Origin of the sequence: Methylocapsa sp. S129, assembly GCF_009765995.1 — a bacterium.
Lineage (GTDB): Bacteria > Pseudomonadota > Alphaproteobacteria > Rhizobiales > Beijerinckiaceae > Roseiarcus.
This window is the reverse complement of sequence record NZ_LMUI01000011.1, coordinates 1,113,771-1,137,331: the sequence shown is the minus strand read 5'-3', so window position 1 is coordinate 1,137,331 and position 23,561 is coordinate 1,113,771. Positions and strand designations below refer to the sequence as shown.

Here is a 23,561-nt window from a genome sequence, read left to right as displayed (position 1 = left end):
GAGGTTCGGGGCGGGAATCGGGGTCGATGAAGGAAAAGGATCTACGCGTCGCCATCATCGCCCAATGTCGCGCTATGAACGCGTCCGGGATCAATCAAGGCGCCTCGGGCAATATTTCGGCGCGCCTAGGCGAGGCGATGCTGATCACGCCAAGCGCCATTCCCTATAGCGACATGCGGCCCGAAATGCTCGCGCTGATGCCGCTGGGCGGCGAATATGGCGCCTGGTCGGGGCGCTACAAGCCTTCCACCGAATGGCGCTTTCATCTCGACATCATGCGCGCGCGCCCTGACGTCGGCGCCATCGTCCATTGCCATCCCATTTACGCCACGGCTTTGTCGATGCTGCATAAGCCGATCGCGGCGGCCCATTACATGATCGCGATCTTTGGCGGGCCCAGCGTGCGCTGCACGCCCTATGCGCCCTACGGCACCAAGGAACTGGCGGATCTGGCCGTCGCCGGCCTTGAGGGACGCAACGGCGTTCTCTTGGGCAATCACGGCATGATCGCGACGGGCGCCACGCTCGCCGAGGCGATGTGGCGGGCCGGCGAACTCGAAACGCTGGCGAAACTGTACTATCTCGCTTTGGCCGCCGGACGACCGGTCGTTCTTTCCGACGATGAAGTGATGCGCATCGTCGAACGGTTCAAGACTTATGGGCGGGGGCCGGAGAGCGAAATCAAGACGCGCGCCCAGCCCAAGAAGGCGCGCGCCAAGAAGAAAACCGCCGCGACGAAGACAAAATCCGCCTCGCCCAAGCGCGGACCGAAGAAAAAGACGGGGGCGAACGCGCGCCGCCGCTAGAGCAGAGAAGAGAATTGATTGAATCGAACGGCCATCGGCGGCAGTTTCGCTATTGAGCCATTGTTCGCATGGAGGCATTTTTTTCACCTCAGAAGGTTCGTCAAGTGTCGCCCTGCGGGCGACCGCCGGAGGCGGCGCGCCTTTGGGCGCGCACTTGACCAACCTTCTGAGGTGAAACACGCTCCGCCATGCGAAACGATGGATCACCATCGACCGCTTCGATCAAAAGTCATCAGGCTCTAAGCAATAGAGGCGGACATTGCGTTCCCGCGCTCTCGCTTCCGTCCCTCAAGGACGCCCGCGCCCGGCCGTCTCAGACCTCCACGCCCCCCATGCGGAGGCCTTCGACGCGGCGTTCGAAATCCTCAGGCCTGCGGAACGGCAGGACGCGCCGGCGGCGCTCCATCGAGAAGGTGGGATTGATCCGCACCGCCTGTTGCCATGCTTTTTGGCATTCTTCCGGTCGTCCAAGATGGCCGTAGCAGGACGCCAGCAAGGCGTAGGCGGTCTCCGATTGAGGATTGCGCGCGAGTCTTCGCTCGATCGCCTCGACCGCCTGCTCGTATTGGCCAAGCGCGAAGCGCGCATCCGCGACAAGCTGCAACGCCATATCGGGATAATGCGGGTCCCGCTGCATATAGACGTCGAGGTCTTCGAGGGCGCTCGCGGGATCGCCGGCGAATATCTTGATATGGGCGGTCATGCGTAAGCCGTCGGCGGAATTGGGCGACAGAGCGAGGCTCCGCGCCACCTCCGCCTGCGCCTTGTCGAGCTCCTTGCTCCACATGTAAGCGACGCATAGCGCGAGATGAGCGAGGGGCTCCTCTTCATCCATCCGCACCGCTTGCTCCGCCATATCCCGGCCGATCCGCAGCGATTGCTCGGGATCCGCCGAGAAGCCGTTGGCGTAGTCGAGCATATGGCTCATAGCGATCACCGCATGGGCCGCGGCATAATTGGGATCGATTGCAATAGCGCGCTCAAGCAGGCGGCGCGCGCCGATCGTGCCGCTCCGCGTCGCCGTCAACGCCTGCTCGCGGCCGCGCAGGAAAAGCTCATAGGCTTCGACATTGACGCTGCGCCTCGGGGCGAGCCGCCCCAGTTCGCCCATCGTCAGCTTGCATTTCAGCGCCGAAACGATCTCCTTGGTCAGTTCGTCCTGAATGGCGAAAATATCGGTGAGCTCACGATCGAACCGGCTGGCCCAGACATGGCCGCCGTCGGTCGAATCGATCAATTGCGCGGTGACCCGGACCCGGTTGCCGGCCTTGCGCACGCTGCCCTCGAGCACGTAGCGGACGCCAAGCGCCTTGGCGACTTCCGGGATGGAGACCGCCGCCTTTTTGTAGACGAAAGACGAATTGCGGGCGACCACGTGCAGATTGGACAGTTTGGAAAGATCGGTGATGATGTCTTCACTGATCCCGTCTGAGAAATATTCCTGTTCAGCGTCGCCGCTCATATTGTTGAACGCGAGCACCGCGATGGAGAGCCTTGGGGGAACGGGCGGCGGCGCGGGTTTTTCCGGCGCGGCGGGTTTGGGCGGCGGCGCGGACTTGGCTTGGGCGGGAACGCCAACCTCAACGGAATAAATGCGGACCGGCTCGATGATATTCTTGAGCTGGGTATGGCCAAGATCGGTAATCGCCAGATCGAGCCGCGCCCGCACCTGGCGATAGGCGTCCTCGGAAAGGCAGATGGCGCCGGGCTTGGCGATTCCCTCCAGCCGCGCGGCGATATTGACGCCGTCGCCCATCAGGTCGCCGTCGCTCTCTTCGACCACGTCGCCGAGGTGGATGCCGATGCGGAAGACGATGCGGCGGTCCTCGGGCACGCCGGCGTTGCGTTCGACCATGGCGTTCTGAAGCTCGATGGCGCAGCGCACGGCGTCGACCACGCTGCGGAACTCGACGAGAAACCCGTCGCCCATGCGCTTGACTACCCGCCCGCGATGCACGGCGAAGGTCGGATCGATCAAATCGCTGCGCAGCGCCCGGAACCGCGCCAGCGTGCGATCCTCGTCCGCGCCAGCGAGCCGGCTGTATCCGACCACGTCGGCGGCCAGAATCGCCACAAGTTTCCGCGTCTCGTTCATGAATTCCGTTCCCGACATTCCAAACCACCGCCCGGAGTCATAGGGCCAAGATATAGGGCTGAAATGTCCGCGCGCCACTGGCGATCGACGCATTTGACGCCATAGCTCTGGTTTTATGCGCCGCCAAGGGAACGCGGGGACGACGGGACTTTACGAAATCCTTATAGCGACGACCGCCATTCAATATGGAGTTTTTGCACCGTCCGGCGCTAGCAAGGCGGCTCAATAGGCCCCAGTGCGTTCAGGAGGTCGCCGTGTTTGACGAGACTCTTGGCGCCAAGGCCGGCGACAGAACGTCGGTCGCCGAAATGAACCTCCACCTTCTGACGCTCCGGGACGCCGCCCGCATCCTGTTGGAAATCCTTGGCTTCGCCGCGGCCGCCATTCTGGCGGTCGGCTGGCTGACATTCTTTGGCTGGTTGATGGTTTCCAACGCGCATCGGCAGACAATCCGGGATTTGGGTTCGCAATGGGATTGCACAGGTCTGGGCCGGGGCGGCGCTCATTGCGTCAAGCGCCTCACGAGCAACGACACACCAAATGGCGACTCAGGCATGAAAGAAGGTTGCCCCAGTTTGGGCCGGGCGGGCCGCATTTGCGCCGGGCGCCCGATGCATGAGGACCATTCAAATTAACCGAAGGGCGCATCGAGGGCGTCCGGCGACGCCCTGCGCCTCCCAAGAACCACGGAGAGTTTTGTGCCAAAAACGAGTGTCGAAGAGAATGCGCTTCCCGCTGAGCCTCCTGAACCGCTGAATTTCGTGCTGGGCCGCGACCGCGGCGGCCATTGGATCGTCCAGGAAACGCATGGGCTTTGCGGCGGCATGTTCGCCAGCAAAGACGCCGCGATCGGCTATGCCAGATTCGAGGGCGCCGACCGTGAAAGCATCATCAGCATCGCCGCCGGCCCCGTCGAACTGAAGTTTTCGTCTTGAGCGCGCCGACCGCTGGCCCCGCCAGCGCCTCCAACAAAAATCATCAAATTGCACGAGCCGCGAGCAGCTTCACATCGCTCCCGGGCCGCCCCGTCGACCGACAGCGTAGGACAAACGACATGCGCCAATATTATGCCGTCATCCTCCAGAATCCCGATATGGATTTCAGCGCGACATTCCCGGACCTGCCAGGATGCGTCGCGACCGCGGCGACGTTTGAGGAAGCGCGCGCCGCGGCGCAAAAAGCTCTCGCCGATCATCTGGCCGTGTTGGAGCAGGACGGCGTTTCCATCCCCGAGCCTTCGACGCTGGAGGCCGTCGTTGGCGGCGAGGATCGCCATTGCGGCGCCGCGATTCTTATTCGAGAAGCGCGCGACAGCAACGCGAAGTCCACGAACAACGCGCTCGCTATGTCGCCGCTCAGAAAAAACGCCGAGATCGACGACAAAGACCTGTCGGCGAGACTGGAAAAACTCGCCGATTGCATAAGACACACGCAAGCCGTGAGTCTCGCCAACAATTACCTGCTTGCGGAAATCGTTCGCGACCTCGCCGATGGCGCAAGGAATCGACATGATTATCTCGCGGGCATGTTTGAGCGCATCAGCGCCCGCGCCGACCAATTGCCGATCGAGAGACAATCCAATCCGATCATCGTCAGCGGCCTGTTCCGCGAGGAGCTTTCAAAGTTCTTCGCTCAGGTCGCCACGAGTCCGTCGGCGTCGAAAGATGACGTTCGATCACGGCGGCAAGACGCTATCCTTTAGGGCCTTTAGGTCGTCGTTGTCCTCGTTCGCCAACGCCAGGCGGCGATGACGGCCCATATCGCTTCGATCAGCCCAAAGGGCCATGCGCCTTGCAAAAAGCCGTAAGCCGAGCCCAGCAGGCAGGCGCCGGCGAAGGCAAGGACAAACCAAGGGCTGCGGCTTTCAAGCGCATAACAAACCAGCATCGCGGTCACCGCGAAAAGGCCAAAAAGCGTCAGAGCATCCATGCGACACGGATACGCGCCGAGGCGCAATGGTCAAGGCTTTCGCTTTTCAAACTGAGAGGGTCAGGTCTACGCATCGCGCCAAGGGCTCGATTCTCCCTTCAAATGTGATTCCGATAAGCGACCTTCACTGTTTGATCTTTCAAAAAGCGTCGGCTTCTATGCGCGTGCGCCAGACGTCGTCGCCGCGTCCGCCGCGTTCAACGCACCATTTGGTGTGAAACCGATCGGAGACGTATCGTGAAAAACCTGCCCGAAGTTTTCGGCTGTCCGGTCGAGCTTTCGCTCATCTTGCTCGGCGGCAAGTGGAAGGCGGTGATTCTGGCGCGGCTGAAAGACGGTCCCTTGCGATACGGAGAACTCAGACGGTTGATCCCCCAGCTCAGCGACAAAGTCCTGACCGAGCGGCTCGCCGATCTTCAGGCCCTGGGGCTCGTTGCGCCCGGCGGCGAGAAGCCGCGCAGCGGCTATCGCCTCAGCAGCCGCGGGGAATCGCTGCGGCCGGTTCTGCAAGCGCTCTACGATTGGGGCGAAGCGCAGGCCTCCGAGTTGAAGGTCGTGGTCGGGCCAAGATCGTGACCGGCCCGCGCCTGGGCGCAGTTTGGAGGAAAGCGGGATGACAAGAGAAGTTCCAACCTTGTTCGAATGGATCGGCGGCGCGGCGGCGCTCGAAAAACTGACTGCCAATTTCTATGTCAAGGTCAAGGCCGATCCGTTGATCGCGCCGATATTCGCCAACATGGACGCCAGACATCCGCACTATGTCGCGCAATTTCTTGGCGAAGTTTTTGGAGGCCCGGCCGAATATTCGCGTGAGCGCGGCGGCCACGCGCATATGCTGACCAAACATTTCGCGCGCCATCTGACGGAGGCGCAACGGCGGCGCTGGGTGAGCCTGCTGATCGACGCGGCCGATGAAATCGGGGTTCCCGCGGACCCTGAATTTCGTTCGTCGCTAATGGCCTATATCGAATGGGGCACGAGGATCGCGGTCATCACATCACAATCCGAACCCCACGCCGTCGAACAAGAGCCGATGCCGCGTTGGGGCTGGGGCGAAGTCAAAGGGCCGTATGCCGGCTGATTGTTGTCGTCTGGCGCGGGGACGCAACGCGCCAAAATGAAAGCTTGAAATATTCATTTCGCCCGTGATATCATGTGCGGATATGATCTATAAGGAACATGCCCAATATCCGACGAGCATACGCTTGAATTTTTGCTGGCGTTCGATGGACGCGTGCATCATCTCGAAAAGGGCTACTGGCTCAAATTCGAGATTGGCCGCGTGACGCCGACGCCAGAGCGACCGCATGGATTGCGCTATTCCTTCACCTTGCACGATGCCGAGGGAAACCGGCTTGTCGGGTTCGACAATGCCCATCGAGCCTCCCCGCCCAAGTCGGGCTATCGCCGCACGCGTATCGAGCGCGATCACTGGCATCGCGCCGGCGACGATCCGGGAAGGCCCTATGCATTCACGACCGCGGATCAATTGCTCGCGGATTTTTTCGCCGAAGCGCGGCGCGTTTTGAACGACCACGGCGTAAGCGAGGCCGTTGTCGGTACGAGCGATAGACGACAAAAGGACTGAGCCATGAAAATACAGCGCATGAGCGACTTGGAAGTCGAGATGCGGAAGGTCGCCCGAGGTGAAATAGCGGCTCCCGCGGACGCGGCTTCGCCGAGCGTGGACTCGAGCGAGGCGCTTATCCGGCTATTGACACCAGATAATCGGAGGCTGCTGCGCACGATCCGTGATTCCAAGCCGCAATCTGTCGCCGAATTGGCGCGGCTCACCAAACGCGCGCAGCCAAACTTGCTGCGGACCTTGGGCAAGCTCGAAGCGTTCGGGCTATTGGAAATGCGAACGGTCGATCGCCGACGCGTGCCAACGACGAAAATCGGGATGCTGCATCTCGACATCGACCCGTACGCGATGAGCGACAAGATCAAAATCAGCCTGGCGTCGTGAAGCCGACCGGACGAAATCGAAGATCGGGCGCGAAACGCCAGGGGGAAGATCAATCTCGTCGACGGGCAGATTCCTCAACTGAAGATGACATTCCGTTCTGACCTGCCTACCCCCGCGCGATCAGCAATTGCGCCGCAATCGCCGCCGCGATTACCGCGGGCTCCTTGCCCTCCACGCCCGGCAGGCCGATCGGACAGACGAGGCGCGCCAAAGCTTCTTCGCCAAGGCCGGCGGCGCGCATCTGGCTCAGGAAGCGGGCGCGCTTGGTCGCCGAGCCGATCAGGCCCACAAAAGAAAACCGCTCTGCGCCCAGAGCCTCGCTGACGATCGCCAAGTCTAGCGGATGCGAATGGGTCATGACCAGCACTTGCGCGCCGTCGGGCGCGGCGGCGAGCTCCTGCGCCGGCTCGCGCGCATGGACCATCGCGACATTGGCGGGCGCGCGCTCGGGGAACGCTTCGCGGCGCGGATCGATCCAGTGCGTCCGGAACGGCAGCGGCGCCAGCGCCAGGATCAGCGCGCGTCCGACATGGCCGGCGCCGAAGAGATAGAGAAGGGTGCGCGCGTCGTAAAAACGCTCGCGCAGGCCGCCGTCCGGCAGCAGTTCGATTTCCTCGCCCTTGCCGCCGGGCCAGGCCTGGATCGATCGCGCGAGGCGCCGGTCGGGCGTCTGACGCGCTTCGGCGACAAAGGAGCCGGCGCGTTCGGCGGCGGCGAGCGCCGCCAGATCGCTTTCGTCGCGCCCATCGAAAGTTTCGATCAGCCATTGCACGCGGCCGCCGCAGCATTGCGCGAGATCGGGGCCGAGAGAAACGGTACGGCGCAAGGCCGGGCCGCGGCCGACGGCGAGCGCAAGGCGCGCGGCTTCAAGCGCTTCCCATTCGAGCGCGCCGCCGCCGATCGTGCCGTTGAAGGCGCCGGACGGGCGCACCACCATGCGCGCGCCGCTCTCGCGCGGGCTCGACCCCTCCGCCTTGACGAGGCTGATGAGGGCGCCCGCCCCTTCGGCTTCAAGAGCCTCGATCAAACGATTGAAGACCTGCATGGAGGCGCCTCAACCCTCCCGCATCGAGGTCAGCGACATTGACCTATTTCTAGTGCGTTTGAATCGACTGAATGGCATTCAAAATCGCCTCCGGCGTACAGGGCGCTTCGAGTCTGGGCTGTGATCCCGGCCTGATCGCATGGACCGCGTCGAGAATGGCGCAATAGACCGAAATCGGCAGCATCAGCGGCGGCTCGCCAACCGCCTTAGAGCGATAGATAGTGTCGGCGATGTTCGGCCGCATGTGCAGCTTCGTGCGAAAATCGGCGGGCACATCGGAGGCGACCGGAATCTTGTAGGTCGCCGGCGCATGCGTCGACAGCCGGCCTTTGGCGTCGAACACCAATTCCTCCGTGGTCAGCCAGCCCATCCCCTGGACGAAGCCGCCTTCGACCTGGCCGATGTCGAGCGCCGGATTGAGCGAGGAGCCGACGTCATGGAGGATATCGACCCGCTCGACCTTCATCTCGCCAGTCAATGTGTCGATGACCACCTCAGAGCACGAGGCGCCGAAAGCGAAATAGAGGAACGGGCGCCCTGTCGCGGTCGCACGGTCCCAGGTGATGACAGGCGTCTTGTAGAAGCCGGCGGCCGAGAGTTGCACGCGATTCAGCCGGCAGGTCTTGGCGAGTTCGCCAAACGACATCGATTTGTTGCCGATCAGCACCAACCCATCGCGAAACACGATCTCCTCAGCCGTCACGCCCCATTGCGCGCAGGCGAATTCGACCATGCGCTGCTTGATCTGCCGCGCGCCGATCTGCGCCGCCATGCCGTTGATGTCGGAGCCGGAAGAGGCCGCCGTCGGCGAGGCGTTCGGCACTTTGGCGGTGTTGGTCGCGGTGATGCGCACGAAATCGATCGGCACGCCAAATTCCTCAGCGACTACCTGCGCCACTTTGGTGAACAGCCCCTGCCCCATCTCGGTGCCGCCATGATTGAGATGGATCGAACCGTCGGTATAGACATGGACGAGCGCGCCGGCCTGGTTGAGATGGATCAGCGTGAAGGAAATGCCGAATTTCACCGGCGTCAACGCGATGCCGCGTTTGATGTAAGGGCTATTCGCGTTGAAGGCCTCGATCGCGCGGCGCCGCGCCCGGTAATCCGAGGAGAGCTCAAGCTCTTCGATCATCGAAGGCAGCGTCGTCATATCCTCGACCGTCTGGCCGAAGGGCGTCTTGTCGCCGCCCGGGCGGTAGAAATTGGCCTTGCGCACGTCGAGCGGATCGAGGCCGCGCTCATGGGCGATCGCATCCATCACGCGCTCGATGGCGAGCATGCCCTGCGGCCCGCCAAAGCCGCGAAAGGCGGTGTTGGAGACCGTATTCGTCTTGAGGCGCCGCGAGGCGACCTTCACATCCGGTAGCCAATAGGCATTGGCGGCATGAAACATCGCGCGGTCGACGACGCCGGGCGACAAATCGGCCGAACAGCCGCAGCGCGCGTTGAGCATGACGTCATAGGCAGAGACGATTCCCTTGTCGTCATAGCCGACGCGCCAATCGGCGCGGAAATCATGGCGCTTGCCGGTCAGTGCGAAATCATCGTCGCGGTCGAGCCGTACTTTGCATGGCTTGCCCGTGACAAGCGCCGCCAGCGCCGCGATCGCCGCCCAGGCGCAGGCCTGGCTCTCCTTGCCGCCGAAAGCGCCGCCCATGCGCCGCGTCTCGACCGTCACAAAGGCGTCGGGGATGGCGAGAATCCGCGCCACGATGTGCTGGACTTCGGTCGGGTCCTGCGTCGAGGAATGGACCAGCATTTCGCGTCCCTCGCCCGGAATGGCGAAAGCGGCCTGGCCTTCGAGATAGAAATGCTCCTGGCCGCCAATATGCAGCAAGCCTTCGAGCCGGCGCGGCGCTCGCCCGAGCGCCGCGGGCGCGTCGCCGCGCCCAAATTCATAATCGGGCAGCACGCGCGCGCCGGTCTCCAGCGCGTCCGCGACGGTGATGGCGGGTTTGGCCTCGTCGATATCGATCTTGGCGAGCCGCGCGGCGCGCCGCGCTTCGTCGCGGCTGCGCGCGACGACGGCGAAAATCGCCTGATTGTGGAAGAGGATTTCCTTGTCGGCGAAGAGAGGCTCGTCGGCGAAAGCCGGCGCGATATCGTTCTTGCCCGGGATATCCGCCGCGGTGAGAACCGCGACGACGCCCTTGGCCGCGCGCACCGCGTCAAGCGTCATCCCGCGCAATGTTCCGGCCGCCTTGTCGGCGAGGCCGATCGCAATGTGCAAAGTCCCGGCGGGCTCGCGGATGTCGTCGATATAGGTCGCCGCGCCGCTGACATGCAGGCGCGCGGAATCATGGGCGAGCGGCTTGTGGACAACCGCCGTCTCCTTTTCGAGCGGGACCTGCGGGATCGCGGTTCTATTCCGCAGCATGGAGGCCTCCGATGCGCGTAGCGCTGTGGCCGCCGGCGACTTCAAGCAAAGCTTTCATCAGAAGATTGGCGGCGACGCGCGAGCGATAGGCCGATGTCGCGCGCATGTCGGTCAGCGGCGAATAATCCGTGGCGATCGCCGCTATCGCGGCGCTCCAGCTTGTGGGATTGTCGAGATCGGCGCCGACCAGCGCCTTCTCGGCGCCGCTCGCGCGTTTGGGCGTCGCGGCCATGCCGCCATAGGCGATGCGCGCTTCGATGACGCGTCGTCCCTCCAGGGTGAAGCGGAAGCCGCTCATCACGGCGGAAATGTCTTCATCAAAGCGCTTCGACACTTTGAAGGCGCGATAATGCTGGTTCGCCTTCAGCCTGGGGGCGTGAATGCGGCGCACATATTCGCCAGGCTGGCGATCCTGCTTGCCATAAGCGATGAAGAATTGCTCCAGCGGCAGAACGCGCGAGGCTTCGCCATGGCGCAGTTCGACGCTGGCGCCCAGCGCGATCAGCGCCGGCGGCAGATCGCCGATGGGCGAGCCATTGGCGATATTGCCGCCGACCGTGCCGGCAACGCGCACCTGCGCGGAGCCGAAGCGGCGCATGATCTCGCCAAGATCGGGATGAAGCTCGGCGAGCCTCGGCATGGCGCGCTGAAGGCTGGTCGTCGCATAGATATCGAGCCCTTCGGCCACCGTCTCCATCCGGTCGAGCCCGGCGACGCGTCCGAGCCAGATGATCTTGCGCGGATCGCGCAGCATTTTGGTGATCCACAGGCCGACATCCGTGGCGCCGCCGAGCAGCACCGCGTCCTTGTGCCGGTCGCAGAGTTCGGCGAGCGAGCGCTCGCTGGCCGGCGCGGCGAAAAAGGCGCTGTCGTCGCCGACGAACAGATCTTTTTCGTCGGCGATGGCGGCAAGGGCCTCAGCTCTCGCCTCGGCATGGATCGCGAACCGGTCGGCGGGCTCGCCGAGACAGGTTTCGAGCGCCGCGTCGACGATCGGCCGGTAGCCGGTGCAGCGGCAGAGATTGCCCGCGAGTTGATCGCAGATCGACGCGCGCGTCGCCGGCTCGCCGCGATGATAGAGCGCAAACAGGCTCATCACGATGCCCGGCGTGCAAAAGCCGCATTGCGAGCCGTGCTGGTCGACCATCGCCTGCTGGACGGGATGGAGGTTCGCCCCCTCGGCGAGATCCTCGACGGTCAAAACCTCGGCGCCGTCGACCTGGCCGAGCAGCAGCACGCAGGCGTTGGCCGCCTCATGGGTCAGTGCGCCATCCCGGTTGCGGGCGAGCACGATGGTGCAGGCGCCGCAATCGCCCTCGCCGCAACCTTCCTTGGTGCCGGTCGCCCCCGCCTCCTCGCGCAGCCAGTCGAGGAGCGTGGCGCGCGGCGCGAAGCCGTTCAACGCGACATCGGCGCCGCGGAAGCGGAAATTTAGGGACTTTCGCGGCTCTTTATGCGGATCGGTCATCTCGAAAGCTCTATCGACGGACCCAATCATGCGGCCAAATCGTACAAAACAAAAGGTTTCGCTCTATCGACCCCCGCCAAAGCACTTATCGAGAAATCCGTTAAGCGCGGCCAGGAGCCCCGTCGCCGGCTCTTCGCGCCGCAGGAGGTAACGGTTTAGGCAAGCTGCGCCTCGAAAGCGAAACAGGCTAGACGCAAGTGAATTGAGCACATTGTGACCGTGATGCTATACTCGCCCTATGAAACGCGACGAGATCATCGAGAAGCTGAGGCAAAGCGAGGCCGACCTTCGAGCCCGGGGGGTCGCGCATGCCGCGCTGTTTGGCTCCATGGCTCGCGACGAGCAGCGGCCCGATAGCGATGTCGACATCATGGTCGAAATTGCGCCGGACGCACGCATCGGCTTGTTCCAGTATGTCGGAATCGTCCAGTTTATCGAGGCCTTGTTCCCCATGCGCGTCGATGTCGCGAACCGGGAAGGCTTGAAGCCTTTTGTTCGGCCGAGCGCGGAACGCGACGCCATCTACGCCTTCTGATCGAACTCGCTTCGCCCTGTTCGATATTCGCGACGGTATCCTCATCCTCCTGGCGCGCGAATTCGTGCAGGATATCTCCCGCGAGCCCGTCAGCCCCTCGTAAACCCGTCATCGGACCAGCCCTCGCTGCCAACGCCATGGCGCACGAAGAACAGACCGCCTGGATCGTATTTCGCCTTGACAGCGCGCAGGCGCGGATAGTTCGATCCCCAGAAAGCGTCCTGCCACGACGCGACAAAATAATTGCTCTCGGAGACATAGGATCCCGCGTCCGGCGCCACTCTGCGCAGTTCGAGGGCGGCAAGATCGATCGCGCGCGCGTGCTTGCGCGCCGTAGCCACATCGAGTGCGGGCCGCGCGAGGCCGGGATAGCGCGGACCCTCGCCATCGGCGATGATGGCGAGCGCAAAAGCCTCGGTCATGGCCGGGTTGGTCGCCGTATCCCTAGCGGCCGCGATGGCCTCGTCCGGCGCGCCGGCCAATCCCTTGTTGAAATGCAGGTCGACTTTCTTGATGCGACTCGCCGCGAACAGCGCGTCGGCGAAGCGCTGCCGCTCCGCCTCCCGCAGCAAGGACGCCGGCAGCCAAAGCGATTCGTAGCCATGCAGGAACATGCCAACCTGATCCTGATCGCCCCGCCACCAGCCATGAAAGGCGGGAACGCCGGCGCGGGAATCGGCGATCATGAAATGGCTGCCCGCGACATCCCAGAAGTGGCGCGCCGGCAAGGCGCCCGCGCCGTGGCTGGCGCTGAGGTCAAAGTCCTCCGGCGATGCTTTGACCCAATCGAAGAAAGGCTGCCAAACCGCGCTCGCCTGCGGGGTGTCGAGGCCCTGGCACACCATCGACAGCTTGAGAATATTGTCCGATCCCAGTCCGATCTGTTCGCCCCAGTGCGGATTGAAGAGACTTTCGGCATAGAACGCGAGGAAGCGGGCGATCAGGCGCCGGAAGGCGTCGTCCGATTGCGCCTTGATGGTTCCCCAGGCGCCGCCCAAGAACGCGGGCAGGTCGTGCGTGCGCAGCGTCACGCGCGTGACCACGCCCCAGCTTCCGCCGCCGCCGCCCTTGATCGCCCAAAACAGATCCGGATTGGTGCAGGCGTTCGCAATGCGCACCGCGCCGTCAGCGGTGACGATCTCGGCTTCGAGCAGGCCCGCGGCCGCCGACCCAAAACCCTTCGAGAAGCTGCCGAAGCCGCCGCTTTGAATCAGGCCCGCCACGCCGACGTCGGTGCAGCCGCCGCCCTGCACATAGCGGCCGGCCTCGCTCGTGACGGCGTGATAGAGGTCGATCCACACCGCGCCCGCTTCGGCGCTGACCGCGGGACCGGGCGCGATTTTGCCTTCGCAGCCTTGCGGCGCGAAGGAATCATGCAGCGTCACCTTGTCCATCGCGCGCGTCCAGATCAGCAGCGAATCGGGCGCGTTCGAAGTTCCCTGATAGCTGTGGCCCGCGCCCTTCACGACGAGGCGCAGATTGTTGTCGCGCGCGAAATTCACCGCCGCCGCGACATCGCCGCTCGACCGGGCCTTCACCGCATAGGCGCTGGGCGCCGGCGTCCAGGCGTCGAGCCAACCGGAAACCTGCGTGCCCCCTGGCTGGTCGCCGAGGTAGAAGGGATTGCGGATATTGGCCAGCGCGTCGACGCAAGGCGCGCTGCCGGCGTCGGTCGCACAGGCGCCGAATGGGGAAGGCGCGGCGATCAGATTGCCGCCGACCGCCTCGTTCAGCTTGGCCCAGCTTGCGGCGCTCGGCCATGCGGCGTCGCCGGGCCGCACGCGGCTGAACGCGGAGGTCGCAGCGGCGTTGGCCGCAAGCTGGGACAGGAGATCGGATTGCAGCGCGATGACCGCCGCCATTCCCTTGAGCATGTTTCGTCTGTGCATCGTCCCACCTTTGCCCTTCCGGCCGCGGTCCTTTAATGTGGCTTGCGCCATGAGACCGAGCCTGTCCGCACCCGCGGAACGCACCTCTTCTTCCAAACGCGGCGCTCCGGGGGAAGGTCGCGGTGACGGCATGCACCCGATGGGTGATGTCTGGCAATGGCTTGGGATGAGCGGCGACGCTTTGGGGACGAGCGGCGTCGCCCGACGCACGCTTCTCTATTGCTACGCGGTCGCCGTGGCGATGGTCGGGGCCATCAACGCCATCAACGTCATCACCACCCACCACGAGCAACCGCAATACGGCCTTGCCGCTCCCATCCTCTGGGAGGGGTCGAGCGGGCTCGCCTTCATCCTGTTCCTGTGGATCCCCTGGGTCGCGTGCCGCATCGCGCCGCTCAGAGTGCGGCCGCGCTGGAAGCTGTTGATTCACGTCCCGGCGATGCTGATCTTCTCGCTCGCCCACGTCACGGGTTTCATCGGCTTGCGCAAGCTCGTCTACTGGTTTGGCGGCGCGCATTACGAATTCGGCGCGTTCCTTCCCCATTTCGGCTACGAACTCGCCAAGGACGCCATCAGTTATGCGATATTCGCGGCGGCCGCCGCGCTCGTCGAACATTTGCTGCGTCAATTGTCGCTGATCGAAACGCCTGGACAGACGCTGACTTTCGATATCCGCGACGGCTCCAGGCTCACCCGCGTGCGGCTGGATCAGGTTCTGGCCATCGCCTCGGCGGGAAACTATGTCGAATTCGTGCTCAAGGACCAGCGCAAGCTGTTGATGCGCTCGCCGCTGTCGACGCTCGAAAGCGAACTCGGCCCGCGCGGCTTCCTGCGCACGCACCGGTCATGGCTGGTCAATGCCGGACAAATGACCGCGCTGAAACCAGAGGGGTCGGGCGACTATACGGTGGAGCTGGGAAGCGTCACCGCGCCGCTCTCGCGCCGGTTCCCGGCGGCGCTGGCGAAATTGCGCGGCGGGTGCGGCTCTTGAACGGGTCTCCACGCCGGAAGTCCTTGCAACCTCCGCGCGTCATGCCCGGCCTTGTGCCGGGCATCCACGCCGATCCGTCGCCGCCAGCCTTGAGAGTTTCTTGCAACGGCGCCGCGTGGGTGGCCGGGACGAGCCCGGCCATGACGTAAGTTGCGCGGAAATCAAGATTGCCAGCTTCGTACGCTGGCGAGGCTCACCACACCCCCGTATTGGGCATCGAAAGCCAGGGCTCGGCGGGCGGCAGGGAGCCGTCTTTCTGGATCAGCTCGATCGAAATATTGTCGGGCGTGCGCACGAAAGCCATATGGCCGTCGCGCGGCGGCCGGTTGATCGTCACGCCCGCTTTCATCAACTTATCGCAAAAGGCGTAGATGTCGTCGACGCGATAGGCGAGATGGCCGAAATTCCGGCCGCCGGTATAGACTTCCGGATCCCAGTTGTGGGTCAGTTCGATCAGCGGCGCCTGGGTTTTCGCCGCCTGCGCGGCGTCGCCGGGAGCGGCGAGGAAAACCAGGGTGTAGCGCCCCTTTTCGTTATTGATGCGCCGCGTCTCCACCAGCCCGAACTTGCCGATGAAAAAATCAAGCGACGCCTCGAGATCGGTGACGCGGATCATGGTGTGCAGGAATTCCATTGCTTTGACTCCGCCGATTGTTTCAAAAGATGGGCATAGCCTCAAAAGACCGGGCAGACCATAACCGGCAATTCGGGTTGTGGAAGCCCCCGTTTTGTTCCTCCTCTCGGCGATCACGCAAAGATGACCCCGGAACCTGCCGCCGGCCGCAAGCCCATCGCCCTATTGGCCGAACGCCAAGAAAAATATTATGAATGGCTTGAGCATATTGCGTAAGCGATTCGGCGACATTCATGGACTTCGACAGCGATTCCTCCGATCTGCGCAGCGCCCATGTCATTGTCGTCGGCAATGAGAAGGGCGGCGCCGGCAAATCGACGATTTCGATCCATGTGACGGTCGCTTTGCTCAAAGCGGGCTATCGGGTCGCATCGATCGATCTCGATACGCGCCAGCAGACGCTGACCCGCTTCTTCGAAAATCGGCGCTCGTGGTCGGCCAACGCCAATTGGCCGATCGAATTGCCGCATCATTGCGCCATGGGGCGCGGCGAATCCGCCGATCTGCGCGAGAACGAGGCGCGCGAATTCGCCGACTTCGCCGCCGCCATCGGCGCCGTCGAACACGATTACGAATTCGTCGTCATCGATACGCCGGCCTCCGACAGCTATCTCATGCGTCTGGCCCATTCGCTCGCCGATACGCTGATTTCGCCGCTCAACGACAGCTATATCGATGTCGACGTTTTTTCGCGGGTCAACCACGACCGCAAGCAGCGCGGCGCGGTCGCCCATTACGCCGACCTCGTGCTTGAGGCGCGCCGCAAACGCCAACTCGTCGACAATGGCGTCATCGACTGGATCATGGTGCGCAACCGCATGGCCTCGCTGGCCAACAACAATGCCAAGCAAATCGCCATCAGCATCGCCCGGATCGGCGCCGAACTCAGGTTTCGCATCGCCGACGGCTTCCATGACCGGGTCATTTTCCGCGAGCTTTTCCCCATCGGACTGACTGCGCTCGACGCGATCGAACAAGGCGCGCAGAAAGGCGCGTTGACGTCTTCGCAGCAGAGCGCGCGGCAGGAGATCGAAAACCTCGTCGAATCCCTGCAATTGCCGACCCGGACGCCGGGCGTCGAGCACATCGAATCGCGTCGCCTGTGGCATGCGCGCGTATCGGATTTTTACCGGGCGCCGAGCGCCGACGCCCATGACTTCTCTTGACGACGGCGCCTTTCGTGAAGACCGCCGTCTGCCTCACGCCTGATCTGGCCTTCTTTCGCCAGGCGGCGTTCACCGCCTCCACCATCCTCGCGCAAGCGGATGCCGGCGCCTTCGATCTCTTCATCATCTGCGAGGAAGCCGATGTCGCGCCCGGTTTCGCGCAGCTTGATCCGGCGTTGCGCGCCCGAATTAACCTGCTCTGCGTCGATTTTTCGTCGTTCGATCGCGATACGCCGGGCCGCGGCCGCTTTTCGCGCGCGGTGTTTCGGCGCCTGTTCCTCGATCGGGTCTTGCCTGAGTCCTACGCGCGCATCGTCTCGGTCGATTCCGATATGCTGATCCGGCGTCCGGGCCTCGGCCGGCTCGCCGAAATCGATCTTGGCGGCGCGCCGATCGCCGCGGCCTATGACATGCTCTTCCTGATGGATTTCAACGGCGGCGCGCTGGCGCGCAGCTTCCAGCGCCATCGGCGCACGCTCGGCCTCGGCGAAAAGACGCCCTATTTCAACGCCGGCCTGATGGCGATCGACCGGGCGCGATGGAGCGCGCTTGAGCTCGGCGAACGCGCGCTGGCCGCATTGCGCGCGGTGCCCGGCCGCTACCCCTTCATGGAGCAAAGCGCGCTCAATGAACTGATCGCGGGCGGCTTTGCGCCGCTATCGCCGCGATACAATTTCATGGGCGACTTTTTTCTTCTCGATTTGGAGGCGCCGATCGACCCGATCGCCCTGCATTTCGTCAATCATCCCAAACCATGGAATCTCGACGTTTGGCGTGGAGAAGCGCGCTTTGCGCGGGACTACCAGGCCTGGTTCGCCGCTTCGCCATGGCCTGACTATCTCGCCCAGCCCCCTGCGAAGGGCCTGCGCCCGGGCAGGCCGCGGAAAACGCCCGCGCGTCGCGCCTTCGCCGAACGCATGATGGCGTTCTTCAGGACTTGCGCGTTCGCCGATGGATGGCGCGCGCCAGGCCCGGCGCCTTAGGCAACCGCCCGATCCGGCGCCGCGCGAGAATTCATTAACCAAGTTAAGGTTAACGTTCCGCACCGGCAACCCGAGACGGCGCGTGAATCGATACGTCATCCTCATCCTCTTATGCGTCGCAGGCTCCGGCGGCGGCGCCTTTGCGGCCGATCTTGACGTCATGGCGCCAACCCCGGTGCAAGACTCAGTCCCCTCGGGCCCGCGCTGGAACGGATTTACGGTCGGAATCAACGGCGGCGGCCTCTGGGCGCCCGGCCAAAGCGAGACGCAGATCTGGTTTCCGCCATCGCTGGTCACGACGGGGATTCCCGGCTCCTATAGTTTCTCTTCGCGCGGACTGATGGTTGGCGGACAGGCCGGCTTCAACAAGCAATGGGGCAGTTTCGTCATCGGAGCGGTCGCGGATTATGATCTCGTCGGCGGCGCGAAAACGACGCAAACAGCTTCCGGCGCCTATACCGGCGAACCGCCCGCGACGCCCTTCACGACGACGCAGTCGCAGCAGCTCCAGAGTCTGGGCACGATTCGCGGACGCGTCGGATTCACGCCGATCGACGACATGCTCCTTTACGCGACGGCAGGCCTCGCCTTTGGCCAGACGCGAACATCGACCAGCTTGACGTTCGATAGCGGCGCCGCATATGCGGGCGCGCGTAGCGACACGGCGGTCGGCTGGGCGGCCGGCGGCGGCGTGGAATATGCGCTGGGTCCGCAATGGTCGATCGGCGGCGAGTTTCTCTATTACGATCTTGGCGAAACCCATGATGTCGGAATCGCCAATTTCATTTATTCAAATGGCGACGCGACGCCAAAATCGGACTCGACCTTTGCGTTCAAGGGCTATGCATTGCGACTTGCCTTGAACTATGAATTCGACGGTTCGAGCGATGCGTCCGCTGTCGCGGCGGCGCCAGATTCCAGCGCCGATATCGTTGGAACCTTCGGGGTGCGCGCCGGCATGTCGACAAGCAGCGCTCAGATGAAGCTGTATGACTTCACTGGCGCCACGAAGGTTTCGCAGCTCACCTATCACAACCCGACGGCCGACACCGCCGAGATCTACGGAAGGCTCGACGAGACCAGTTCCGGACTTTTCGCGAAAGGTTTCGCCGCCATCGGCAAGGAGATGCGCGGTTACCTACAGGACGAGGACTTTCCCCCGGACACATCGCCCTATTCCTCGACCAACAGTCCGCAAAGCGATGGCCACCTAAGCTATGCCGACATCGACGTCGGCTATTACGCGATGCAAGGCTCCTGGTACAAACTGGGCGGCTTTGCCGGCTATCATTATCTCAACCAAACCTTCAACGCCTTCGGCTGCACGCAAACGGCCGGCAATGCGGATATCTGTCCGCCCGGAGACGTGGCGTCGTCCAACCTGACGATCACCGATGTAGGCGTCTGGCGGTCGGTCCGTCTCGGGATCGCAGGAGAGATGACCCTGCCCGCCGGCTTCTCCCTTCGCGCGGAAGCCGCCTGGCTGCCCTATATCGGCTTCAACGGCAGCAACGATCACTGGCTCAGAGAGCCGGAAGATTTCTCGGGCGCGATCCCGGAAACCGGCAGCGGTTCGAACGGCTATCAACTCGAGGCGGAGTTGAACTACGCCCTTTCGCACAATTTCGACATCGGAATCGGCGGCCGCTTTTGGTCGATGAACGCCAAAGGCCATGTGCTGTTTCAGGACGTTACGCCAGGCGGCGGCGCCCAGGTCGCAACCTTTCGCACCCAGCTTGCCCAGGTCTTCGTACAGTCGGCCTATCATTTCTGATCGCCCATTGTCATAGTCGCATAGCGATGCAGGCGGAGGCAAAGCCGCTATCGGATCGTGGGGGCGGAATGTTCGGCCAATTGATGATTTCGCGGCGTTTTGCGCCGCTGTTCTGGTGCCAGTTCCTGTCCGCGTTCAACGACAATTTCGTTCGCCAGATGCTGGTGATGCTGATCCTGTTTCGTTTCGGCGGCGGCGACGCTGGATCGAAGGTCACGCTGGCGATCGGCATATTCATTCTGCCTTCGATGCTGCTGTCGGCCCTGGGCGGCGAACTCGCCGATTCCCACGACAAGGCGCTGATCGCGAGGCGGTTGAAATTTGCTGAAATATTCATCCAGCTGGTCGCGGCGGCCGGCTTCTATTTCTCGTCGCTCGCCCTGCTCTATGTGTCGCTTTTTGGCCTTGGAATCATCGCGGCGCTGTTCGGCCCGATCAAATACGGCATTTTACCCGACCATCTGAAGCGCGAGGAGCTTGTCTCCGGCAATGCGCTTGTCGAAGGGGCGACTTTCGCAGCGATCATTTGCGGGCTGATCGCCGGCGGCTTTGCCGCCGCCGAAGGGCGCGCGGTCTGGAGCGTCGTCTTGCAGCTCGCCGTCGTCGGGCTCGCCTGCTGGGCCGCCTCGCTTTTCATTCCGAAAACCAGCGTCGGCGCGCCCGGGCTGAGGATCAATCCCAACCTGTTCGCCTCGACCCGCGACATCCTGCGCGAACTCAAGCGCGACGATCGCCAATGGGTCGGCGGCGCCGCGGTGAGCTGGTTCTGGCTGGTGGGCGCCGTCGCGCTGTCGCTCGTGCCCGTGGTCGTCAAATCGCGCATCGGCGCCGGCATCGAGGTCGAGACGGCGATCAATCTGTTCTTCGCCATCGGCATCGCGGCCGGATCCCTGCTCGCCGCGATTATCGCCCATGGCCGCATTCAACTGGGGCCGACGCCATTCCTGCTGCTGGCGATGGCGGGCGTTCTCGTCGACCTCGGCCTGACGACCGGCGCCTTGCCGCAAGCGGCGAGCGAGATCGGCCTCGTCGATTTCTTCTCCAGCATCGCCGGCCTGCATCTGCTCGCCGATATTCTCCTGCTGTCGGCCGCGTCCGGCCTGTTTGTCGTACCGGTTTTCGCCGCCGTGCAAGCCTGGGCGGGCGAGGACCGGCGCGCCCGCGTGGTTGGCGCCGTCAACACGCTGAGTTCGATCTATATGGTCGCCGGTTCGCTCGCGACGACCTTGCTGCTCAAGCTGGCGGGGCTGAGCGAGTCCGCTGTCTTGACCCTTCTAGGGCTCATAAGCGTTTTGGCGGCGGCTTATCTCTTCCGGTTTTTGCCCAAGCAATCCGACTGACGCTGGCAGACCCGCAAATCGCTGCGCCGTCAGGCGACCTCGGCGAGCGCCAGGAAGCGCTGCACGATCGGCGATCGGGGCAAGGCGACGAGAACGACGGTGCCTTCGCCCAGAGTGGAATTGATGCGCAGCGAGCCGCCATGCAATTCGACGAGAGAATTGGCGATGGCGAGCCCAAGGCCCGAGCCTTTCATCCCGTTGGCGAGCATCATATCCGCCTGTTCGAAAGGACGCCCCAGGCGCGACAGGTCGGCGCTGGCGATTCCGGGACCCGTATCTTCGACATAGATGTAAATCTGCTCGTCGAAGGCCTGCGCGCCAATGCTGATCGCGCCGCCATCGGGCGTGAACTTCACAGCGTTGCGCAACAAGGTCACCAGGATGCGCTCGACAGCCTCGCGATCGGCCTGAATCGTTTCGCTCGGGTTCGCGTCGATATCGATCGTCAGGTTCTTGGCCTGCGCCGCCGCGTCGACGTCGCGCATGGCGCTCTTGATCGCCGCTTCCACGCCAAACTCGCTTCGGTTGAGGCGCACGCGCCCCGCCTCAAGGCGCGACATGTCTAGGACATCGGAGAAGACATGCAGCAAATATTGGCCGCTCTCATGGATATGCGAACAATAGTCCTGATATTTGGGCGAACCCAGCGGGCCGAAGGTCTGTTGCTCCATCATTTCGGAGAAGCCGATGATGGCGTTGAGCGGCGTGCGCAATTCGTGGCTCATATTGGCGAGGAATTCGGCCTTGGCGCGGTTCGCCATTTCGGCGCGCGCCTTCTGTTCGAGATGACGCTCGGCAAGGTCGGCCAATTGCTGCGCCTGCGCTTCCAACGACTGGCGGGATTGGCGCAGTTCGGAAACCGTCGTCAGCAGGCGCCGCTCGGACTCCATCAATTGCTCTTCGTGGCGTTTCAGCGCGGTAATGTCCGTGCCGACCGAGACATAGCCGCCGTCCTTGGTGCGCCGCTCGTTGACTTGCAGCCAACGCCCGTCGGTCAGGCGCGCCTCATAGGTCCTGGCCGGAACGTGCTCTTGCGCGAGCCCTTTTGCATTGATGAGGATTTCGCTGTCGACGACCGGCGCCGCGCCTTTGGCCGCCAGTTCCGCATAGGGCGCGCCGGGGCGCATGCTCTCGGGCGGCAGATTGTGAAGGCGCTGGTATTTCGAATTGCACAGGACAAGGCGGTTCGAGGAATCCCAGAGGACGAAAGCTTCCGAAATGGCCTCGATCGCCTCGCGCAGCCGCTGGTCCGCCAGCACCGAGGTCGCGACCAGATTCTTTTGTTCGGTAATGTCGACGGCGATGCCGACAAGATGGCGGCCGGCGCTCGGGCTGTCCTGAACGAGTTCGGCGCGGGCGCGCAACCAAACCCATTCGCCCGCGGCGTTGCGGATGCGAAATTCGTGGTCCATCGTCTGGTTTTGGCCTTCGACGGCCTGTTTGGCGATGTCAGCCAGATTGTCGTCGTCGGGATGGACCATCGCCTGCAGGTCGCCGAACGACAGGAATTCGAACGAAATCGGCATGTCCAGCAGTTCGTACATCGATCGCGACCAATGAATCCGCCCGCGCGCCAAATCCCAGTCCCACAGTCCGCATCGGCCGCGATTGAGCGCCATATCGACGCGCGTTCGCGCACGCCGCGCCACCTGTTCTCTCTTTCGCGCGCGTCGGATCTGGGTGATGTAGGCCGCGGTGGCCCCGATGAGCACAACGCTCGTGGAGGCGAGGAGCAATGTGGTGATGAGCGCCGCCTCGCGCCAAGGTTCGAGCAGGGCGCCGATCCGCATTGTGAGGGCCATCTGCCCCAAGGGCGCGTGCAAATTGCGCACCGTCGCCAATTCATCCTCGCCATTGGCCGCTTCGATGCGCAGCACCCCGGCCTTTTCGGCGAATGTCGTCAGCGGCTGGCTCGCGCCAAGCCGGGCGTTCAGCGTCGAGGTCGTGTCGATCGCGGGAGGTTCGCTCGCCAGAATATGGCCATCGGAATCGGCCAGCGTGACGTCGACCGCCTGCAGGTCGGGGCTCGCGCCCAGAACCTTATGGAGCAGGTCGCCAGGCGTCTGGCTGGGGTCGGCGGCAAACGTCTGATTGAGGCCCATCGCGAGAACCGAGGCGCGCAAATCGACCTCGCGCTCCGCGGCGTCGATGGCGCGATGACGCTCGGAGCGGATATGACTGACCGCCGCAAGCGCCAGCAAGGCGAGGAACAGAAGAGCGATGGCGGGGATCAGATAGCGAAGCCAAGGCTCGAAGGCCTGCGAACGCGCACCCGTATTGTCGTTCAACGGTTGTGTGATCGACCTGGCAAGATCGCGCCATGCAACAGCACGCACGTCCTCCATCGTCGCGTTCGCACGCGCCATTGTGGCCCCCTCATTCCTATCCGTGTTGACCCGGTGAAATGTGCCGCACCGCACCGAATCAATCTGATAAGAATCCTTGTCGGAATCTTTGTCCAGAGATTAATGAAGGGTTGACAAAAATTATCTATTTTTAGGTTAGCGCGGCTGGGAGCGCGCTTGGCGCGTCAAGCGGCCGCTCATGATTTCGGCGG

At 63.3% G+C, this 23,561-nt stretch carries 22 protein-coding genes; 14 read left to right on the top strand and 8 right to left on the bottom strand.

Annotation, left to right across the window (positions count from 1 at the left end; translation table 11 throughout):
* Positions 1-26: 26 nt before the first annotated feature.
* Positions 27-806, top strand: a complete 780-nt coding sequence (locus tag GSQ90_RS07815) for a class II aldolase/adducin family protein (RefSeq protein ID WP_158814185.1) — start codon at positions 27-29, stop codon at positions 804-806.
* Between the two features lie 313 nt (positions 807-1,119).
* Here the strand turns inward: GSQ90_RS07815 and GSQ90_RS07810 are convergent, their stop codons facing one another.
* Entirely contained in the window at positions 1,120-2,901 is a 1,782-nt protein-coding gene (locus GSQ90_RS07810) for an adenylate/guanylate cyclase domain-containing protein (protein WP_158814184.1), read from the bottom strand.
* A 254-nt stretch (positions 2,902-3,155) separates the two neighbouring features.
* Between GSQ90_RS07810 and GSQ90_RS07805 the strand changes: the two genes are divergently transcribed.
* The 3 genes from GSQ90_RS07805 (at position 3,156) to GSQ90_RS07795 (ending at position 4,603) form a co-directional block, all read left to right on the top strand.
* Positions 3,156-3,536, top strand: a complete 381-nt coding sequence (locus tag GSQ90_RS07805) for a hypothetical protein (RefSeq protein ID WP_158814183.1) — start codon at positions 3,156-3,158, stop codon at positions 3,534-3,536.
* Between the two features lie 63 nt (positions 3,537-3,599).
* Positions 3,600-3,836 carry a hypothetical protein gene (locus tag GSQ90_RS07800; protein WP_158814182.1) on the top strand — a complete coding sequence of 79 codons (237 nt, stop codon included), beginning with the start codon at positions 3,600-3,602 and terminating at the stop codon, positions 3,834-3,836.
* A gap of 119 nt (positions 3,837-3,955) precedes the next feature.
* Positions 3,956-4,603 (top strand): type II toxin-antitoxin system HicB family antitoxin, encoded by a 648-nt coding sequence (locus tag GSQ90_RS07795; protein ID WP_158814181.1) that lies wholly within the window; start codon positions 3,956-3,958, stop codon positions 4,601-4,603.
* A gap of 5 nt (positions 4,604-4,608) precedes the next feature.
* Here GSQ90_RS07795 and GSQ90_RS07790 read toward each other — a convergent pair whose 3' ends face one another.
* Positions 4,609-4,830, bottom strand: a complete 222-nt coding sequence (locus tag GSQ90_RS07790; protein WP_158814180.1) for a hypothetical protein — start codon at positions 4,828-4,830, stop codon at positions 4,609-4,611.
* A gap of 237 nt (positions 4,831-5,067) precedes the next feature.
* Between GSQ90_RS07790 and GSQ90_RS07785 the strand changes: the two genes are divergently transcribed.
* From GSQ90_RS07785 to GSQ90_RS07770, 4 genes are all read left to right on the top strand, one after another.
* Positions 5,068-5,406 carry a helix-turn-helix domain-containing protein gene (locus GSQ90_RS07785; protein ID WP_158814179.1) on the top strand — a complete coding sequence of 113 codons (339 nt, stop codon included), beginning with the start codon at positions 5,068-5,070 and terminating at the stop codon, positions 5,404-5,406.
* 37 nt (positions 5,407-5,443) lie between these two features.
* Complete coding sequence (locus tag GSQ90_RS07780; RefSeq protein WP_158814178.1) at positions 5,444-5,911, top strand: group II truncated hemoglobin; 468 nt, start codon at positions 5,444-5,446, stop codon at positions 5,909-5,911.
* 153 nt (positions 5,912-6,064) lie between these two features.
* Positions 6,065-6,418: a DUF6516 family protein gene (locus GSQ90_RS07775; protein ID WP_210254844.1), complete on the top strand. Its 354-nt coding sequence runs from the start codon at positions 6,065-6,067 to the stop codon at positions 6,416-6,418.
* An 18-nt stretch (positions 6,419-6,436) separates the two neighbouring features.
* On the top strand, positions 6,437-6,799 hold the full coding sequence (locus GSQ90_RS07770) for a helix-turn-helix domain-containing protein (protein ID WP_158814177.1): 363 nt from the start codon (positions 6,437-6,439) through the stop codon (positions 6,797-6,799).
* A 106-nt stretch (positions 6,800-6,905) separates the two neighbouring features.
* On the opposite strand, the gene xdhC is transcribed toward GSQ90_RS07770, so the two are convergent.
* The 3 genes from xdhC to xdhA are packed head-to-tail and all read right to left on the bottom strand — an operon-like array spanning position 6,906 to position 11,692.
* Complete coding sequence (gene xdhC / locus GSQ90_RS07765; protein ID WP_158814176.1) at positions 6,906-7,844, bottom strand: xanthine dehydrogenase accessory protein XdhC; 939 nt, start codon at positions 7,842-7,844, stop codon at positions 6,906-6,908.
* Positions 7,845-7,893: 49 nt separating this feature from the next.
* Positions 7,894-10,224, bottom strand: coding sequence for a xanthine dehydrogenase molybdopterin binding subunit (xdhB, locus tag GSQ90_RS07760; protein WP_158814175.1), 2,331 nt, complete (start codon positions 10,222-10,224; stop codon positions 7,894-7,896).
* Entirely contained in the window at positions 10,211-11,692 is a 1,482-nt protein-coding gene (xdhA, locus tag GSQ90_RS07755) for a xanthine dehydrogenase small subunit (RefSeq protein WP_158814174.1), read from the bottom strand. The genes xdhB and xdhA overlap by 14 nt, the downstream gene beginning before the upstream one ends.
* A 238-nt stretch (positions 11,693-11,930) precedes the next feature.
* Here xdhA and GSQ90_RS07750 point away from each other — a divergent pair, with 238 nt between their 5' ends.
* On the top strand, positions 11,931-12,227 hold the full coding sequence (locus tag GSQ90_RS07750; protein ID WP_158814173.1) for a nucleotidyltransferase family protein: 297 nt from the start codon (positions 11,931-11,933) through the stop codon (positions 12,225-12,227).
* An 89-nt stretch (positions 12,228-12,316) separates the two neighbouring features.
* On the opposite strand, the gene GSQ90_RS07745 is transcribed toward GSQ90_RS07750, so the two are convergent.
* On the bottom strand, positions 12,317-14,116 hold the full coding sequence (locus tag GSQ90_RS07745; RefSeq protein ID WP_158814172.1) for an FAD-binding oxidoreductase: 1,800 nt from the start codon (positions 14,114-14,116) through the stop codon (positions 12,317-12,319).
* 130 nt (positions 14,117-14,246) lie between these two features.
* Here GSQ90_RS07745 and GSQ90_RS07740 point away from each other — a divergent pair, with 130 nt between their 5' ends.
* Positions 14,247-15,107 carry a LytTR family DNA-binding domain-containing protein gene (locus GSQ90_RS07740; protein ID WP_158814171.1) on the top strand — a complete coding sequence of 287 codons (861 nt, stop codon included), beginning with the start codon at positions 14,247-14,249 and terminating at the stop codon, positions 15,105-15,107.
* Between the two features lie 193 nt (positions 15,108-15,300).
* Here GSQ90_RS07740 and GSQ90_RS07735 read toward each other — a convergent pair whose 3' ends face one another.
* A complete protein-coding gene (locus GSQ90_RS07735; RefSeq protein WP_158814170.1) occupies positions 15,301-15,741 on the bottom strand; it encodes a VOC family protein in 441 nt (146 codons plus the stop codon).
* Positions 15,742-15,974: 233 nt separating this feature from the next.
* Here GSQ90_RS07735 and GSQ90_RS07730 point away from each other — a divergent pair, with 233 nt between their 5' ends.
* The 4 genes from GSQ90_RS07730 (at position 15,975) to GSQ90_RS07715 (ending at position 21,004) form a co-directional block, all read left to right on the top strand.
* On the top strand, positions 15,975-16,907 hold the full coding sequence (locus GSQ90_RS07730; RefSeq protein WP_158814169.1) for a division plane positioning ATPase MipZ: 933 nt from the start codon (positions 15,975-15,977) through the stop codon (positions 16,905-16,907).
* A gap of 14 nt (positions 16,908-16,921) precedes the next feature.
* Complete coding sequence (locus tag GSQ90_RS07725; protein WP_158814168.1) at positions 16,922-17,890, top strand: glycosyltransferase; 969 nt, start codon at positions 16,922-16,924, stop codon at positions 17,888-17,890.
* Between the two features lie 82 nt (positions 17,891-17,972).
* On the top strand, positions 17,973-19,664 hold the full coding sequence (locus GSQ90_RS07720) for an outer membrane beta-barrel protein (protein WP_158814167.1): 1,692 nt from the start codon (positions 17,973-17,975) through the stop codon (positions 19,662-19,664).
* 68 nt (positions 19,665-19,732) lie between these two features.
* Entirely contained in the window at positions 19,733-21,004 is a 1,272-nt protein-coding gene (locus tag GSQ90_RS07715; RefSeq protein WP_158814166.1) for an MFS transporter, read from the top strand.
* A 29-nt stretch (positions 21,005-21,033) separates the two neighbouring features.
* Here GSQ90_RS07715 and GSQ90_RS07710 read toward each other — a convergent pair whose 3' ends face one another.
* Entirely contained in the window at positions 21,034-23,370 is a 2,337-nt protein-coding gene (locus tag GSQ90_RS07710; protein ID WP_158814165.1) for a PAS domain-containing sensor histidine kinase, read from the bottom strand.
* Positions 23,371-23,561 lie beyond the last annotated feature (191 nt).